The organism is Deinococcus sp. AB2017081, assembly GCF_034440735.1.
Taxonomy (GTDB): Bacteria; Deinococcota; Deinococci; order Deinococcales; family Deinococcaceae; genus Deinococcus; species Deinococcus rufus.
On record NZ_CP140098.1, the window covers coordinates 1,455,389 to 1,470,728 of the forward strand.

Here is a 15,340-nt window from a genome sequence, read left to right on the forward strand (position 1 = left end):
GTTCCCGCTCCGGGCTGAAGCGCAACATGAGGGAACGGCCGAAGCCGGTTCAGCGGTTCATCAGGGCGGCGCGGTATACGTGAACCATGATGAACCCCAGAGTGGCGCTGGCGCTGAGCGGCGTGCCCCTGCTGTTGCTGGCCTGCGCGGCGTCCTCCACGCCCCAGCGTCCCACTGCGATCTGCCCACAGGGGCTCTCGGCCCAGTCCACCACGGCCCAGGCGAGCCGAATCCTGGCAGCGTCCAGTCCGGTCACGGCACCCACGTCTCCAGACGGGATGACGTGGGCCAGTCACGCATCGGGGGATCCCGTCAACTGGCACGCCCCACACGTACCGGGCCGGGTGCTCGTGACGGGTGACGGTGTGCGGGGCTCGGGGGTGCTGTCGGCGCTGGGGACACAGGCGATCTCGGCACAGGCGGTCATTCCGGGCCTGCTGCTGGTGCCCACGCCGGCTGGACAGTCCGACCAGGCGTGGGCTGCCCGGCTGACGGCCCAGGGGCTGAGCGTGCAGCCGGATTACCTGTACAGCGCCCTGGCCGTGCCGAACGATCCGGGTGTGCCCGGCAACGCGGGAGTCAACGTGGTGACGGCGCTGGGCACCCGCAAGGTGTACCAGACGTACCTGACCCGCATCACTGCTCCACAGGCCTGGGAGTTCCTGAGCGCCTGCGGCAAGACGCCGGCAGCAGCGACCACCGCCATGCTGGACAGTGCGCTGGAGAGCTCGCACCCGGACCTTCAGGGACGGATCGTGGACAGCGTCTCCTTCCTGGGGGCCACGGACTCCAGAACCACGGAACACGGCACGGCCACCACCGGAGTCCTGGCGGCCACGGCCGACAATGGTACGGGCCTGGCCGGCGTGACGTGGAGTGGCTCGGTGGTCTCGGTCGAGGTATTGAGTGCCGTGGGTGCCAGCACGTCGGTGCTGGCCAAGGGCGTGAATTACGCCGTCCAGAAAGGCGCGAAGGTCATCAATATGAGCCTCGGTACGACCAAGGTCAGGTCTGATCCTGCGCTCGACAGCGTGCTGAGCAGCGCGGCAGGATCCGCCGTGCTCGTCGCGGCCGCCGGCAATACCCCTGGAGACGGCGTGTACTACCCGGCCAGCCACCCGGACGTGATCGCGGTGGGGGCGGTGGGCCGGAGCAACTCGACCCTGGCGTGCTACAGCGCCAGACCGTCTGCGACCCTGACCCGTCCGCTGGATGTCGTCGCGCCGGGGGGGGCGAGCTACGGCGGGTGTTCCAGTGCGGCGGTCACGGACGATCTGCTGCTGCTCGCGCCGGGGGGTGACTACGACCTCCAGGCCGGCACCAGCTTTTCAGCTCCGCTGGTCAGCGGCGTGGCCGGCCTGATGCGGGCCGCGAACCCCGGCCTGAGCGCCGCGCAGACCCGGGCGCTGCTGCTGGAAAGCGTGAACCGGACGGGCGGCCTGCCGCTGCTGGACGCCGAGGCCGCCGTGAAGGCCGCGACCCGCTGAGCGCCGGTGGTGGGGCCGGGACAGCACTGCACAGGTGTCCCGGCCCCATCTGCACCTCGAGCTGTGCGGAGTGCGCCCGTTACTCGGTGTGCAGGAAGTCCAGGATGGCGCGGGCGAGTCCCTGTGCCAGGCGTTCACGGTACGCGGCGGTGGCGAGCTTCGGCCCCTCGACGGGGTGCGAGCCGAAGCCGACCTCGACCAGGATGGCCGGCGTGGTGGGGTTGCGGATCACGTAGAAGGCGTCGGTGTGCACCCCCCGGTTCACGGCCCCGGTCGCGCTGATCAGGCTGGTCTGCACGCGGCGCGCCAGATCGCGGCTGAACGCCAGCTTGGCCTGCGACAGGATGTCGCCCAGCAGGTTCTGGGCGCTGCCGGCCGCCTGCCGGGTCAGCTCCTCGCCGGTGCTGCCGCCGCCGTTCTCCGCGACGGCCAGACTGCGGTTGCTGCCGGCCAGGGGCCGACCGAAGTAATACGTCTCGATGCCCTGGGCGGCCGAGGCCCCGGCATTCACGTGGATGCTCACGTACGCGCTGACCGTCCCGCTGGTCGCGAGCTGCGAGCGGGCCAGCAGATCCTTCTTCTTGGTACTGGCGAGCGCCCGGTCGGTCTCGCGCACCATGACGACGTCCACGCCGTGCCGGATCAGTTCGGCGCGGGTGCGCAGGGCGATGTCCAGGGTGACGTCCTTCTCGGTCACCCAGCGGCTCTGCATGCCGCCGTCGATGCCACCGTGGCCGGCATCCAGCACCACACGCGGCCGGCGCACGCTGGCGGTACTGGCGGGGCGGGCCACGGCCGCCGCACGCGGAGGCGTGGCCGGAACGGACGCCACACTGGCCCCCTTCAGGACGTCGATCACCAGCCGGGCGCCTTGGCTGCCGCTGGCCGGCAGGATGCTGGCCTTGGCACGGCCGTACCCGGAACCGAACGTCACGGTCACGGAACTGCCCGACACGGCATACGCGGTGACCCCCGGCGCCTTGAGCGGCCCCTGTTCAGGTCGCAGCGGGCCTGCCAGCTTCACGGTGACGCTGCTGCCCGTCACGGTCACGTCCAGGGGTGAGGACTTCGGCACGTCGAAGACCAGCCGGGTGTAGGTGTCGTGTGTGCCGATACGCGGCGCGGCGTGGGCCGGTGGGGCGGCCGTACCCAGGGCGATCAGCAACAGGGTCGCGTGCAGCAGGGGACGCCGGCGACGTGCAGGCGTTCCGTCGGGGCGGGGAGTGGAATGGCCGTTCACTGCGCGGAGTGTACCTGTCCGGCAGGCCGCATAGGTGGGAGGCCATGAGAGGCGAAGGCCGGCTGGGTGGGCAGCGGCGGGGTGTGGGGTGTCCGCCTGAACTGGATCTGACCGGTGTCCTCACGGGGCGCTCCGGCATGGGCGCTACGGTGGCACTCATGAGACTGTTGTCGACCGTCCGTGCTGCCGCCATGGCGGCCCTGTCGCTGGGAGCGGCGTCTGCCGTCACCTTCGGCGGGCTGACCGTCACGCCGCGCGGCCCGCAGAACCTGAACCTGGAGACCGGCCTGACCGATCTGCCGCAGGGGGGCCGCGCCACCGACGCGCGCGGTCAGCTGACCCTGGACGCCCAGCGCATGCAGTTCAAGCCCGGCGCGTACCTGCTGGCCAGCGGCGCGACCCTGACCACCCGCCAGGGCGGCACCCTGCGGGCCGCGCAGGTGCGCTATGACCTCGCGGCGGGCACGGTCACCGCGACCGGCGACCTGACGTACTCGGACGGCCGCCTGAACACACTCCGGGCCGACACCGTGACCGTGCACGTGAAGACGGGCTTTGTGGTGGCGTCGGGCGGGGTCACGGCCGCGAATCCGAAACTGAGCGGCGGGCGGCTCATCTTTGATCCCGCCACCATGCAGGCGGTGCTGACCGGACCCTACCGGGCGCAGCAGGGCACCCTGAACGCCTCGGGTGCGGCAGGCGGGCGGCTGCTGATGGTCTTCAGCGCCAACCGTGTGGTGAGATCCTCGACCGAGCCGGACGCCGACAGCCTGGCGCGGTTCCAGCCGTACCTGAAATGAGTGCCTGGCCTGAACGGCGCTGACCCCTGGCCCACGCTCACGCGTTGGGCTTGAGCAGGTGGCCCAGGCAGTGGCCGTAGGACACGCCCTGCGCGGCATCGGCCACGAGATCCTGCACGCTGAATTCCTGCAACACGCCCAGCATGGCGTCGCGCATGCGGGTGTAGACGGTGGCACGCACGTGGCAGCGGTGCTCCTCCACGCAGGGCTCGTGCCAGTTCAGGCTGATACAGCTCAGGGGCGCGACTGGCCCATCGATGGCCCGGACGACCTCGCACAGGCTGATCAGCTGGGGCTTGCGGGCCAGGGCGTAGCCGCCGCCGATGCCCTTCTTGCTCTTCACGACGCCTTTGGCCGTCAGCGCGGCGAGGATCCGCACCAGATACGGCCGGTGCACGCCCGTGGACTCGCTGATCTCGTCACTGGAGATCCAGCGTCCGGGATCCTGGGTGCCCAGGAACCCGAGCGCCTGAAAGGCATACACGTCCGTCGCGGAGAGCCGCATGGCCGCAGTCTAGAGCATTTGTCACGACGATCCCGGCGTCATGACCGGTCGGAGCGCGAGAATTCACCTGAGCATGTGGCGCTGAACCGGGTGCGAGGCAGAGACTGGAGGCATCAGACGATCTTGGCCTGATGCCTCCAGCCGGACGGATGCTCTAGGCCGTGGACTGGCTGTCCCCATCTTGGGTGGCGCGGTCCTGCCGCTCCAGATACGCCAGTGCCACCGGATCGACCAGACCGCCGGATACCCAGCGCTCCTCCAGATTCTCGGTACCGTACAGCGCCCACGCGGCCTGTTCGGTCGCGGCGTCCCAGGGGCCGTCCGGCAACCGGGGAGCGTGTCCGCGCCGCACCAGCAGCGCACGCAGCCACGTCAGTTCGGCGGCAGTCAGGGGGCGGGTCTGGGCCGGGCGGCCGAACAGCAGGTCGTGGATGTCCAGCAGCCGGGCGAGTTCGTGGCACGGCTGCGGGTGATCGTCCACCCGCAGATCGACCCAGTCGTCGCTCAGGCCGCCGTAACCGCGCCCCGGCCCGGAACAGCGCAGCGCGGCGGACTGCCGGCCGCGCCGGTCACCGCCTGCCTCGTCCCCGGCCCGCAGTGCCCGCAGGAGCCGCGCCGGCAGGGCCAGCCCACCCGTGTCCTGCCACGCGGCCAGCATGGCGTCCACGACCTCCGGCCCGGTCAGGATGTTGCCCTGGATGGCGACGTCGGGCAGGGCCACGCCGCCCGCCCACGCATGACAGTCCGGGCCGGTGTACGTGGCGCTGTGCCCGGCCGCGTCCACCAGGCCGTACTGGCGCTGCGCGATGCCCGGGTCGTCCTGCTGGAAGCGGGCGCTGACCTCCGGGGCACTCTGGCCGCCCTGGAAGCGCGCCAGCCCATCGGGGCCGAAGGTCGGGTTCACGTAGCTCTGGGTGGCGACGGCGCCGGCGCCGGCCCGCACCCACGGCACCAGCGCCCCCACCGCGAGGAACTTGCTGGCGACCGCCACGCCCACGTCGCCGGTCTGGGGATCACGCGCCACGATCGAGAAGGTCATGGGTCAGGGTAGCGTTGTCAGCCGGGGCCGTGCGCGTAGCATCGGGCCATGTTGAAAGCCTGCCTGAACGGGAACCGCGCCCCCGGCAGCCATCCGGCGCTGCCGCTCACGCCCGCCGCCCTGGCCCACGACGCGGCGGCGGTGGTCGCCCTCGGCGTGGCGGCCCTGCACCTGCACCCGCGTGGCCCGGACGGCCTGGAGAGTCTGGCGGCGGCCGACATCGCGGCGGCGCTCCAGGCGATCCGGGCAGCGTGTCCCGGCGTGCCGGTCGGGATCTCCAGCGGCTATTGGATCCTGCCCGACGTGGGAGCGCAGCTGGACGCGGCGCGATTGTGGGCTGCCCTGCCGGAGCACGCGCGACCGGACTTCGTGTCGGTGAACCTGCACGAGCCGCACGCCCCGGCGCTGGCCGATCTGGTGCTGGCCGCCGGCATCGGGGTCGAGGCCGGGATCTGGAACACGGCGGCGGTGGCGGTCTTCCGGGCGTGGCCCCGCGCCCACGAGACCCTGCGCGTGCTGGTCGAGCTGCCGGACGTGCCGGAGGTCGAGGCGGTGGCCCTCGCGGACGGGCTGCTGCGGGAGCTGGCCGGGGTCGCCCCGCACGTGCCCCGGCTGCTGCACGGTCTGGAGCGCAGCGCGTGGCCGATGATCCGGCTGGCCGGGCAGCGCGGCCTGTCCACCCGCACCGGGCTGGAGGACAGCGCCGTACTTCCGGACGGCTCGCCCGCACCGGACAATGCGGCCCTCGTGACCGCTGCCCGCGCCGTGTTAGCCTCGGCCCGATGACCTTCGCGCAGGCAGTCACGGACCGCACCCGCCGCCTCGGCACGCGCCTGTGCGTGGGCCTCGATCCCCGCGCCGCAGCGTACCGGGACGTGGATCACCTCAGGGCCCACACGCTCGACGTGCTGGAGGCCACCGCTCCCCTGGCCGCGTGCGTCAAGCCGCAGTTCGCGTTCTATGAGGCGCTGGGCCTGGAGGGGCTGGTGGTGCTGGACGAGGTCTGTGCAGCGGCCCGCACCCTGGGCCTGCCGGTGCTGCTCGACGCCAAGCGCGGCGACATCGGCAGCACGGCGGCGGCCTACGCGCAGGGCTGGCTGACCGGCCGGCACGCGGGCGCGGCCCTGACGGTCAACCCCTTCCTGGGCTTCGAGACCCTGACGCCCTTCGTCGAGACGGCCCACGCCCACGGCGGCGCGGTGTTCGTGCTCGTCAAGACCAGCAACCCCGGCCAGGGCGACCTGCAGGGCAGCGGAGTCAGCGAGCGGATCGCGGTCGAGGTGGCCCGGCTGTGCGCCGGGGAACCGGAGGGCGAGTACGCCAGCGTGGGGGCCGTCGTGGGGGCCACCCACGCCCACGACCTGCCGCTGTACCGGTCGTTGATGCCCCGCGCCATGCTGCTGCTGCCGGGCCTGGGAGCGCAGGGCGCGGCGGCGGGCGATCTAGCCGGAGCCTTCGCTCCAGACGGCACCGGGGCCCTGGCGAGCGCCAGCCGGGGCGTGCAGTACGCCCGCGACCTCGACGTGACGGCCAGCGTTCACGCCGCCCGGCAGTACCGCGACGACCTGAACGCGGCGCTGGGCGTGACCTAGGCCCGGTGCGGCCGGATCACGCCGGCGCGGCTGGCGTGTCGGGCAGCGTGAAGTGCACCGTCGTGCCCTCGCCCGGCGTGGACTCCAGCCAGATGCGGCCGCCGTGGCTCTCCACGATCTTCTGGCACACCGACAGCCCGATGCCGTTGCCCGGGTAGGCCTGGCGGGTGTGCAGGCGCTGGAACACCGTGAAGACCTTCTGCAGGTACTGAGCCTCGATGCCGATTCCGTTGTCTGCGACCGTGAATTCGTAGCCGCCGGGGATCGGCCGGGCGCTCACGTGGATCCGGGGCGGCACGCCAGGCTGCCGGAACTTCAGGGCGTTTCCGAGCAGGTTGTGGAACAGCTGCACGAACTGCGTGGGGTCGCCGCTGCGGCTGGGCAGAGGATCGGCCGTGATCTGTGCCCCGGTGTCCTGGGCCTGCGGCTCCAGGCTGGCCGTGACGTCGTCCAGCAGGGCACCCAGATCCATCGTCCGGGGGCTGGCGGCATTGCTGACCCGCGCCATCGCGAGCACGTCCTCAATCAGGGTGAACATGCGCTGGGCGCCGTCGATCACGATGGTCAGGTACCGCCGGCCGCGCTCGTCGAGCTGCGCGCCATGGCGGCCCTGGAGCAGCTGCGCGAAGGAGCTCACGGTGCGCAGCGGTTCCTTGAGGTCGTGGGACGCCACATACGCGAACTGCTCCAGTTCACGGTTGCTGCGTTCAAGCGCGGCGGTGCGCTCCCGCACGCGGTGTTCCAGGGTCACGCGGTGCTGGCGCTCCGCCTCCGTGAGGGCCGCGCGGTCGAGGGCCTGGGCACACAGCTCCGCGTAGGTGAGCAGCAGCGTCTGGTCATCCGCGTCGCTCAGCTGGGCGTCCAGCAGCCCCAGCACCCCGAAGACGCGCTCGGACGGCCCGGCCTGCACGATCGGCAGCGTGGTCCAGCGGGCATCCGTGATCGGCGTGGCAGGCGTGGTCACGCCCTGCGCGCGCGCCGAGCGGGCGGCGTGGGCCAGGGGGTGGGGCGCAGTCAACGGCAGCACGCTCGGCGGGGCGGGCAGCCCGATGGTCGTCCCGGCGGTCGCGACCAGGTTCAGCTGCGCGTCGTCCCCCGACGGGACGTACAGCGCCAGGGCGGCGGCCTGTGCCCCCAGCACCTCGCGGGCCTGTTCCACGATCACCTGTTCCGCGTCGCCCGGGAGCCGCACCGTGTTCAGGGCCAGCGACGCGCCGTACAGATGGCGCAGCCGGTCGGTGGCGCGGCGGTCACGTTCCTCGGCCAGGCGGCGGGGGGTGATGTCCCCCAGGTACACGGACAGGCCGTCGCCGGCCGGATACACGCGCGCACCCAGCCAGTGGTTCGCGTGGGGATCGTGCAGCTCGGCCGTGACGGTGCGGCGCTCGGTGGCGGCGGTGTGCAGGGCCGCTGGCAGCGGCGTCGCGTCGAGCCACGGCAGCGCGGCCGCAATGGGGCGGTTCAGGATCTCGGCCGAGGACACGTCCAGCACGTGCTCGGCCGCCGGGTTCAGGTACTGCACACACTGCTGGTGATCCAGCGACAGGAACCCGTCCGTGACGCTGTCGAGAATCGCCTGGGAGCGCTGCTGCTCGCGGCGCAGATCCCGTTCCAGCGCGTGGCGCTGCGTGGCGTTCGCGGCGGCCCGCCACAGATCCTCGGCCCGCAGCTGGGCCTTGACCAGATAGTCCTGGGCACCGGCCTGCATGGCGTTCACCGCCACGCGCTCGTCACCCAGGCCGGTCAGCATGATCACCGGGCTGGCGGGCGCGGCCTGCGCCAGGAATTCCAGGCCGGTCATGTCCGGCAGCTGGTAGTCGAGCAGCAGCAGGTCCATGGGCGTCGCCGTGAGGAGCTGCAGGGCGTCCTCGCCCAGCTGGGCGGTGTGCAGCTCGACCCGGTGCTCGGGCCACCGCCGCAGGTACCGGCTGAAGGTCTCGGTATCCTCCGGACTGTCGTCAACGATCAGGACACGCAGGGGCGTGCCGGGCACGGTCATGCCTGCTCCGGCATGACGGGCACGGGCAGCTGGGCGATATCGAACCAGAAGCTGCACATCACGCCGATCTGCTCCATGAACAGCTGGAAGTTCACCGGCTTGACCAGGTAGCCGTTCGCGCCGGCGTCGTAGCAGCCGCGCACGTCGCTGTCACTGACCGAGGTGGACATGATCAGCACCGGCAGCACGTTCAGGTGCGGATCGCGCTTGATGGCGGCCAGGACGTCACGGCCGTCCGTGCCGGGCAGGTTCAGGTCGAGCAGGATCAGGCCGGGGGAGGGGCGGCCAGGTTCGCGCAGGCGCGCCAGGGCAGCGTCGCCGTCCACGCAGCGCTCGACCGGCAGGGTGCGGCCCAGGCGACGCAGCGCCCACGACACGGCTTCGAAATCCTCGTCGCTGTCCTCGACGACCAAGAGGGGGCGGGTGTTCATCTCAGGCCTCCAGCGTGAACAGGAAGGTGCTGCCCTCACCGTAGACGCTCTCCACCCAGATCTGGCCGCCATGCCGCTCGACGATCTTGCGGACGATGGTCAGGCCGGCCCCGGTGCCGCCGCCGAACTGCTCGCGGGCATGCAGGCGCTTGAAGATCCGGAAGATGTTCTCGAAATGCTGCTCCCGGATGCCCAGCCCGTCGTCGCGGACGTACAGGATGCGCGCCGACGGGCTGACCTCCGGCGGAATACGGTGACCGGCACGGTCGGCGGGTGCCAGCATGCCGACCTCGACGTGCGGCCGGGCCCGCTCGGTGTATTTCAGGGCGTTCGCGATCAGGTTCTGGTAGATCTCGGCCACCCGCACCCGGTCGACCGTCACGGTGGGCAGGTCGTGGAGCGTGACGGTCGCGCCGGTCTCGCGCAGCCGCTGCTCGAGGATCTCCAGCACGTCCGAGAGCACCTCGTTCAGGGGCACCGGCTGGAAGTTCAGTTCCTCGCGGCCCACCCGCGAATACAGCAGCAGCGAATCGAGCAGGTCGTCCATGCGCTGCGTCAGGCGCACCAGGGTGCGGAGCTTTGCGACCCCGTCCTCGTCGAGCTGCTGGCTGTAGGTCTCCAGCAGAAACACCGAGTAGTTGTGCATGCCCCGCAGCGGCTCCTTCAGATCGTGGCTGGCGATGTACGCGAAGGCGTCGAGCTCCGCGTTCGACCGCCGCAGCTCGACGTTCAGCTCGTAGGTCTCGGCGGCGCGGCGCAGTTCGACCGCCGTGACGGCCCGCCGCAGCGCCTGACCCGCGTGCAGTTCGGCAGGTGTCCACGGTGCCGAGCGGCCGCGCACCGTCTCCTGCCACGCCGCGAAGGAGTCGCGTGGACTCAGGCGACCCACGCCGTCGGCACCGATCTGCACGGGCTTGTTCGGATCGCCGCCCCACGTGACCGTCTGGAGCTGTTCGGGCCGGAACCACAGCACGTAGTCCTGTCGGGAACTGCCCAGCGGCACCGCCAGCACCCCGCTCGGGCGCGTCTGGTAGGTCCGCGCGGGCGGATGGTCGCGGCCCAGGGCGTCCGTGTGGATCACGTCCGCCTCGGGCAGGGTGGCCAGCCATGCGCACAGTTCCCTGACCTGATCGGCGGTCGGGGTCACGCCCAGCAGCACCAGCTCGCCCTCGTAGTGGATGGCCGCGCCGGGCGCGTCGATGAAGCCCAGCAGGTTGGCGTCCTCGGCGTTCAGGGCTTCCATGGGGTCGGGCGTGTGGGCCAGCCGTCCCACCAGGTCAGACTCGGCCGAGCGCAGCCGCAGTTCGTAGGCCTGCTCATCGCGCTCCTGCCGCGCCCCGAGCTGCACGCTGGCGACCTGTCCCAGGAATTCGCAGGCGGCGCGGGCGTCGTAGGACAGCACACGCGGCGAGTTGTGGTGGCACGCGATCAGGCCCCACAGCTCCTGTCCCCGCACGATCGAGATGCTCATGGACGCGCCCACGCCCATGTTCTTCAGGTACTGGATGTGGATGGGCGACACCGCCCGCAGCCCCGCGTGCGTGAGATCCAGGGGCTGCGGGCGCTCCGGCACGGCATACAGCGGCGAGGTCTCGCTGTGCACGTCGCTGATGATCCTCAGCATGTTCAGCACATACAGTGCCCGCGCCTGCTGCGGGATGTCCGTCGCGGGATAGCGCAGTCCGAGGAAGGCCTCGGTTCCCGGCTGGAGCGCCTCGGCGATCACCGTGCCCGTGCCGTCCGGCCCGAACTGGTAGACCATCACCCGGTCGAAGCCTGTCAGCTGCCGCACTTCGCGGGCCAGCACCGCTGCGAAGTCGTCCAGGCTGCGCGTGGCATTCAGGGCGCTCAGCGGCCCACGGATGAGGGCGGCGGGATCCACCTGCGACCGCATGACGGAGCGTTCGAATTCCAGGATGTGCAGGCCGTCACGCGCGTGTGCGACGACGTCGAACGGCCCCTCACCCTGTACCCGCACGCTCATCAGGAACAGCGGGTTGAGTTCCAGGGCCTCGCGGGTCAGGGCCCCCTCGATCGCCTGCCGGGTCTCGGCATCCAGCAGGACGTCCAGCGTCTGACCCAGCAGCGCCGACGGCTCCATCCCGAAGTGATCCTGAACCGAGACGCTTGCCACCACGATCCGGTCGCCCTCCAGCGCGACGAGGGCACCGTGCGACTGCACGGCGCCGGGAATGTGGATCGGCTCGCGGTCGCAGGTGGTCAGGTCGACCGGGCCACCACTCAGGTTCAGGATCGGGCGGTCGCCCGAGTGCCCGGTCATGCCGACACCCCGTCCCGCACCGCCAGCGGGACGAACAGACTGAAGGTCTGGGCGGCTCCGGCCAGGACTCCGGCGTGGAAGGCGGCGTCGGCACGCGCACAGCGGCCCTCCAGCGCCGCGCCGAACGCCTTCCAGCGCGGCCCAACCTGATCGCCGTAGCTGCTGAAGAACGCCAGGCCGCGGCCGGGTTCGGTGCCCAGGTCAAGCTGCCCGGCCAGGTGCCGGCGCAGCAGCTGCCCGCCCAGCGTGGCCCCTTCCAGGACATACAGCGCGCCCCAGGCGTGGGCCTCGTCCGGGAGGGGCGGTACGGGTGCCGGTCGGGTGTCCGGAGGGGTGCCCAGGGCCCGCAGGTCGTCGGCCAGCGCGCCCAGTTTCGCGGCGCGGCGGGCGGGCCAGTCCAGCTCCGCGTGTCCGGCCAGCCAGCGGTCGAGCTCCACGCACAGCGGCACATACAGGGCGTGGAGGCCGCGCAGCACGTGGACATACCGTGCCCGGCCCAGATCCGGCGCGAGGAGGTTCAGGGCAGCCTCGGCGCGGGCATGGGCCTCCCGCGTCTCCGCCTTCAGTTGTGCGAGGATCACGTCCCCTGTTCTACCGCATTCTGCTGATCCGCCGGTCATGCGAGGGCGCTGAGCAGGGCGTCGACATCGTGGGTGGTCGTGTAGTGGGCGAGACTCGTGCGCACGACTCCGTCCGGGTACAGCCCCAGATCCGTCAGGGGCTGCACGGCGTAGAAGTGCCCGGCGCCCACATCCACGCCCTGCGCGGCCAGCCGGGCGGCTGTGGCCTGTGGCGTGTGGCCGGCCACACGGAAGGCCACCGTCCCCACGCGGCCGTCGGTGGTCTGCGGGCCATAGACGGTCACGTCCGGCAGCGCCACGAGGCCCTGCACCATCCGCGCCGTGACGGGAGCCTCCAGCGCCGCGATCCGGGTGTAGGCCTGCTCCAGCGCGGCCCGCGACAGCACCGTGCTGTCCCCCAGACCACTCAGGTAGTCCAGGGTGCCCAGCCACCCCGCCAGCAGTTCGAACGGCGGCGTACCGTGCTCCAGTCCGGTGATGTCGCCGGGCGGCACGAAGGACAGGCGTGGCCACGGCAGCTGCTCGCGCAGCTCGGCGCGCAGCCACAGCGCCCCCAGGTGGGGGCCGAAGACCTTGTACGGACTGAAGGTCACGAGGTCGGCACCCCACGCCTGCACGTCCGGCAGGGTGTGTGGCCCGGCGTGCACGGCGTCCACGGCCGTCCACGCACCGGCGGCCCGCACCTGGGCGGTGATCGCCGGAATGTCCGGCGTGACGCCGAGCACGTTGCTCGCGGCCGTCACCGCGACCAGCCGCGTGCGGGGCGACAGCCGGGCCGCCAGGTCGTCCGGGTGCAGCCGCATGTCGGGCTGCCGGGCGTGCCACACGTGAACCGTCACGCCGACGCGCTCCAGTTCCCGCCACGGGCTGGCGTTGGCCTCGTGTTCCAGGCCCGACACGATGATCTCGTCGCCCGGGCCCCACCGCCGCGCCATGCCCGCCGCGACCCGGAACGCCAGGGCCGTGGCGCTGGGCCCGAGGGCCACGTCGGCCGGGTCGGCGTTCAGGAACAGGGCCGTCGCCTCACGCGCCCGGCGCTTGAGGTCGGCGACCGCGTGGCCGGGCACGTGCGACGGCATGGCGTTGACCGCACCGTAGTCCGTCAGGTGCGCCGTGATGGCCCGGATGGCGCTCAGCGGCAGCAGTCCCCCGGCCGCGTTGTCGAGGTACACGCGCCCGGAGGCCAGCGGAGGGAACTGGAGACGGAGGTCGTCGGACGGCACGGAACTCATGCGCGCAGGATAGACCTGCCCCCCGGCGCCGGCGCGGCCCGCAGCCGTGCCCCGCCAGTTGATGAGGGTTTAGAGAAGATCACCCCCGGTGCTGTGCCGGGGGTGTCAGCACGCCGAGGCGGCGCGTCAGGGGCTTCAGGCCTCGCGGGGAGCGGTCGGATCCGGCTGGCTGTCCAGTGCGGCCGTGCCGGTCTCGGTCGGGCGGCTGGCCAGAGGATCGAGGTGCGGCACCTCGGTGCTCACGCTGGCCAGCAGGATGTCCAGCACGTCGCCGTCCCGCGCAGCCTGCACGGCCCGGTGCGTGATGATCTCGCCGACGTTCAGGATGATCGAGTCGTCCGGCGCGAGGATCACGCGCGTCACGGGGCGGCCCAGGGCGTCGCGGACGCGCTGCTCCTGTGCCTCCTGCTGCCGCTCGTCCAGGGCACTCTCGGCCTGATCGCGCTTATCGCCGAGCCAAGACTTTGCCCGGTCGAGGAGCCCGCTGGCCCCCTCGGACACGGTCGCCAGGCCACCCGCGACAGCCGCGCTGGCCCCGGCCGTGCTCGTGCCGGAGCGTGTTGCCGCCAGCAGCTGCCGTTCCACGCCCAGGTGCCGCGCCCGCTCCAGGATCGCCGGCGTGACGATCTGTCCCTGGGCGCCCACCAGACTGCCGCCGGGTGCGCGCACGTCCGACTGGAGGCGGCGGCCCACGGCGGCCTGGGGATCGTCGGGATCCATGTCGGCGCGGGTGGTCAGCGCCTGGGCACCGCTGCTGATGGCGCCGGCCGTCGCGGCGGCGGTCAGGGCAGCCAGCTTGCCGGTCGCCTCGGCACGGTCGGCCTGGAAGGTCGTGATCACGGCCCCCTGCGGCACGATGACCTCACCGCCGTCGGTGGTGATGTCGCGGCTGGCGGTCTTGCCGACCACGTAGGCCTTCTGCCGCTCGGCGGTGGCTCCCTTCACGTCCTCGTAGCGTTCCTGCACGCTGTGGGCCGCGCTGCCATACGCGTCGGCGATCGTGCCGCCGGTCGCGCTGGTCGCCAGCGCCGTCAGCTTGCCGTCGGCCTCGGCCCGGTCGGCGTGCAGCGCGGTGATGGTCTCACCCTTGGTGACCAGCACGCTGCCGTCCTCCAGGGTGAGGTCGCTGCCGGCGGTCCGGCCCACCACGTATTCCTTCTGCCGCTCCTTGGTGGCCTCGGCGATGTTGCCGTAGGTCTCCTTCACGGAATCGGCCGCGCTGACATACGCGCCCTGCACGCCCTCGGCGACGTTGCCGTAGGCGTCCTTCACGCTGGCCGACGCCGACTGGAGCGCGCCCTTGATCCCGCCGGGTTCCTGCTCCTGCATGGCGGCCGCGACGGTCACGGGCACGATGGCCGCGTCCTCGCCGATCTGCACCTGCTCCGGCGCGGGCACGAAGGTGCGTCCGCTGCTCAGGTCGGAGAACAGCCCACCGGTCGCCTCGTAGCCCTCCACGCGGCCGGTGGTGTCGTCGAAGTACACGTCCGCGATGCGTCCCAGATCCTGGCCGTCACTGGTCAGCAGCTTCATGCCGATCAGGCTGTGCTTCGCCTCCAGCGCTTCCTTGAGCTGGCCGTCCTCCCGGCTGGTCGTGATGTCGTCGGCCGACCCGATCATCACGGCGTCCTCGCCGAACGACCGGATGCTGCCGAAGGGCACCGCCTTGGCCGAGCTGAACCACCCGCCCTCATCGACGAGCAGGGCCAGTACCTGGTTGGCGTTGTGGTCGAAGACAACGTCGTGTACCGTGTCGATCTTCTCGCCGTTGCTGACGGCCACGATGGGGCGGCCGAGAATATCTTTACCTTTGATCATGGAAGCTCCTTGCAGACCGGGGGTGCCGGGACGGTGAACAGACGGTGCGGCGGGGCGGGCCAGCCAGTGACCAGAACCCGCCGGAACGCGACTCAGAACCCGAGATTCAGGATGCCCTGGGGCTTGAGATACAGGAAATAGGCCAGGAGCAGCACGATGACGATGATCAGCACGATCAGCCACCAGCGGCCACCACCGCCGGACGAGCCTTTGAGTCGGGTCATGGAACCTCCATGCCGAGTGTATGGAGTGTGTCCGGAGCAGCGGTATGGCCGGACTTATGGCCACTTGATTGAACCTTACGCGCGCCTTTATAGGCGCAGCCTGTAGCCTCT

15 protein-coding genes are annotated in these 15,340 nt (G+C 71.5%); 4 read left to right on the forward strand and 11 right to left on the reverse strand.

Annotation, left to right across the window (positions count from 1 at the left end; genetic code table 11):
- Positions 1–49 precede the first annotated feature (49 nt).
- Positions 50–265: a hypothetical protein gene (locus U2P90_RS07115; protein WP_322474370.1), complete on the reverse strand. Its 216-nt coding sequence runs from the start codon at positions 263–265 to the stop codon at positions 50–52.
- An 85-nt stretch (positions 266–350) separates the two neighbouring features.
- Here U2P90_RS07115 and U2P90_RS07120 point away from each other — a divergent pair, with 85 nt between their 5' ends.
- A complete protein-coding gene (locus U2P90_RS07120) occupies positions 351–1,487 on the forward strand; it encodes a S8 family peptidase (protein ID WP_322474371.1) in 1,137 nt (378 codons plus the stop codon).
- 79 nt (positions 1,488–1,566) lie between these two features.
- On the opposite strand, the gene U2P90_RS07125 is transcribed toward U2P90_RS07120, so the two are convergent.
- Positions 1,567–2,727: an N-acetylmuramoyl-L-alanine amidase gene (locus U2P90_RS07125; RefSeq protein ID WP_322474372.1), complete on the reverse strand. Its 1,161-nt coding sequence runs from the start codon at positions 2,725–2,727 to the stop codon at positions 1,567–1,569.
- A 158-nt stretch (positions 2,728–2,885) separates the two neighbouring features.
- Here U2P90_RS07125 and U2P90_RS07130 point away from each other — a divergent pair, with 158 nt between their 5' ends.
- The gene (locus U2P90_RS07130; protein ID WP_295815731.1) at positions 2,886–3,527 is read left to right on the forward strand and encodes a hypothetical protein; all 642 of its coding nucleotides are present in this window, start codon (positions 2,886–2,888) and stop codon (positions 3,525–3,527) included.
- Between the two features lie 37 nt (positions 3,528–3,564).
- Here the strand turns inward: U2P90_RS07130 and U2P90_RS07135 are convergent, their stop codons facing one another.
- Together U2P90_RS07135 and U2P90_RS07140 are read right to left on the reverse strand one after the other, a co-directional pair.
- Entirely contained in the window at positions 3,565–4,032 is a 468-nt protein-coding gene (locus U2P90_RS07135) for an Rrf2 family transcriptional regulator (RefSeq protein ID WP_295815732.1), read from the reverse strand.
- 154 nt (positions 4,033–4,186) lie between these two features.
- Positions 4,187–5,071 carry a DUF1028 domain-containing protein gene (locus U2P90_RS07140; RefSeq protein ID WP_322474373.1) on the reverse strand — a complete coding sequence of 295 codons (885 nt, stop codon included), beginning with the start codon at positions 5,069–5,071 and terminating at the stop codon, positions 4,187–4,189.
- A gap of 48 nt (positions 5,072–5,119) precedes the next feature.
- Between U2P90_RS07140 and U2P90_RS07145 the strand changes: the two genes are divergently transcribed.
- Complete coding sequence (locus tag U2P90_RS07145) at positions 5,120–5,857, forward strand: 3-keto-5-aminohexanoate cleavage protein (RefSeq protein WP_322474374.1); 738 nt, start codon at positions 5,120–5,122, stop codon at positions 5,855–5,857.
- A complete protein-coding gene (pyrF, locus tag U2P90_RS07150; RefSeq protein WP_295815736.1) occupies positions 5,854–6,663 on the forward strand; it encodes an orotidine-5'-phosphate decarboxylase in 810 nt (269 codons plus the stop codon). Before U2P90_RS07145 ends, pyrF begins: the two co-directional genes overlap by 4 nt.
- Positions 6,664–6,679: 16 nt before the next feature.
- Here pyrF and U2P90_RS07155 read toward each other — a convergent pair whose 3' ends face one another.
- The 7 genes from U2P90_RS07155 to U2P90_RS07185 form a co-directional block, all read right to left on the reverse strand.
- Entirely contained in the window at positions 6,680–8,662 is a 1,983-nt protein-coding gene (locus U2P90_RS07155; protein ID WP_322474375.1) for an ATP-binding protein, read from the reverse strand.
- Complete coding sequence (locus U2P90_RS07160; RefSeq protein WP_295815740.1) at positions 8,659–9,093, reverse strand: response regulator; 435 nt, start codon at positions 9,091–9,093, stop codon at positions 8,659–8,661. The genes U2P90_RS07155 and U2P90_RS07160 overlap by 4 nt, the downstream gene beginning before the upstream one ends.
- A gap of 1 nt (position 9,094) precedes the next feature.
- The gene (locus U2P90_RS07165; RefSeq protein WP_322474376.1) at positions 9,095–11,374 is read right to left on the reverse strand and encodes an ATP-binding protein; all 2,280 of its coding nucleotides are present in this window, start codon (positions 11,372–11,374) and stop codon (positions 9,095–9,097) included.
- On the reverse strand, positions 11,371–11,955 hold the full coding sequence (locus U2P90_RS07170; RefSeq protein ID WP_322474377.1) for a biliverdin-producing heme oxygenase: 585 nt from the start codon (positions 11,953–11,955) through the stop codon (positions 11,371–11,373). Before U2P90_RS07170 ends, U2P90_RS07165 begins: the two co-directional genes overlap by 4 nt.
- 35 nt (positions 11,956–11,990) lie before the next feature.
- On the reverse strand, positions 11,991–13,187 hold the full coding sequence (locus U2P90_RS07175) for a cysteine desulfurase-like protein (RefSeq protein ID WP_295815747.1): 1,197 nt from the start codon (positions 13,185–13,187) through the stop codon (positions 11,991–11,993).
- A 135-nt stretch (positions 13,188–13,322) separates the two neighbouring features.
- Positions 13,323–15,005 carry a PRC-barrel domain-containing protein gene (locus tag U2P90_RS07180; protein WP_322474378.1) on the reverse strand — a complete coding sequence of 561 codons (1,683 nt, stop codon included), beginning with the start codon at positions 15,003–15,005 and terminating at the stop codon, positions 13,323–13,325.
- Between the two features lie 92 nt (positions 15,006–15,097).
- Entirely contained in the window at positions 15,098–15,229 is a 132-nt protein-coding gene (locus U2P90_RS07185) for a hypothetical protein (protein WP_295815753.1), read from the reverse strand.
- Positions 15,230–15,340 lie beyond the last annotated feature (111 nt).

Excerpts from the sequence above, each read along its gene's own strand:
- U2P90_RS07130 (WP_295815731.1), top strand. The coding sequence starts at position 2,886 with ATGAGACTGTTGTCGACCGTCCGTGCTGCCGCCATGGCGGCCCTGTCG.
- U2P90_RS07135 (WP_295815732.1), bottom strand. The coding sequence starts at position 4,032 with ATGCGGCTCTCCGCGACGGACGTGTATGCCTTTCAGGCGCTCGGGTTC.
- U2P90_RS07140 (WP_322474373.1), bottom strand. The coding sequence starts at position 5,071 with ATGACCTTCTCGATCGTGGCGCGTGATCCCCAGACCGGCGACGTGGGC.
- U2P90_RS07145 (WP_322474374.1), top strand. The coding sequence starts at position 5,120 with ATGTTGAAAGCCTGCCTGAACGGGAACCGCGCCCCCGGCAGCCATCCG.
- pyrF (WP_295815736.1), top strand. The coding sequence starts at position 5,854 with ATGACCTTCGCGCAGGCAGTCACGGACCGCACCCGCCGCCTCGGCACG.
- U2P90_RS07155 (WP_322474375.1), bottom strand. The coding sequence starts at position 8,662 with ATGACCGTGCCCGGCACGCCCCTGCGTGTCCTGATCGTTGACGACAGT.
- U2P90_RS07160 (WP_295815740.1), bottom strand. The coding sequence starts at position 9,093 with ATGAACACCCGCCCCCTCTTGGTCGTCGAGGACAGCGACGAGGATTTC.
- U2P90_RS07165 (WP_322474376.1), bottom strand. The coding sequence starts at position 11,374 with ATGACCGGGCACTCGGGCGACCGCCCGATCCTGAACCTGAGTGGTGGC.
- U2P90_RS07175 (WP_295815747.1), bottom strand. The coding sequence starts at position 13,187 with ATGAGTTCCGTGCCGTCCGACGACCTCCGTCTCCAGTTCCCTCCGCTG.
- U2P90_RS07180 (WP_322474378.1), bottom strand. The coding sequence starts at position 15,005 with ATGATCAAAGGTAAAGATATTCTCGGCCGCCCCATCGTGGCCGTCAGC.
- U2P90_RS07185 (WP_295815753.1), bottom strand. The coding sequence starts at position 15,229 with ATGACCCGACTCAAAGGCTCGTCCGGCGGTGGTGGCCGCTGGTGGCTG.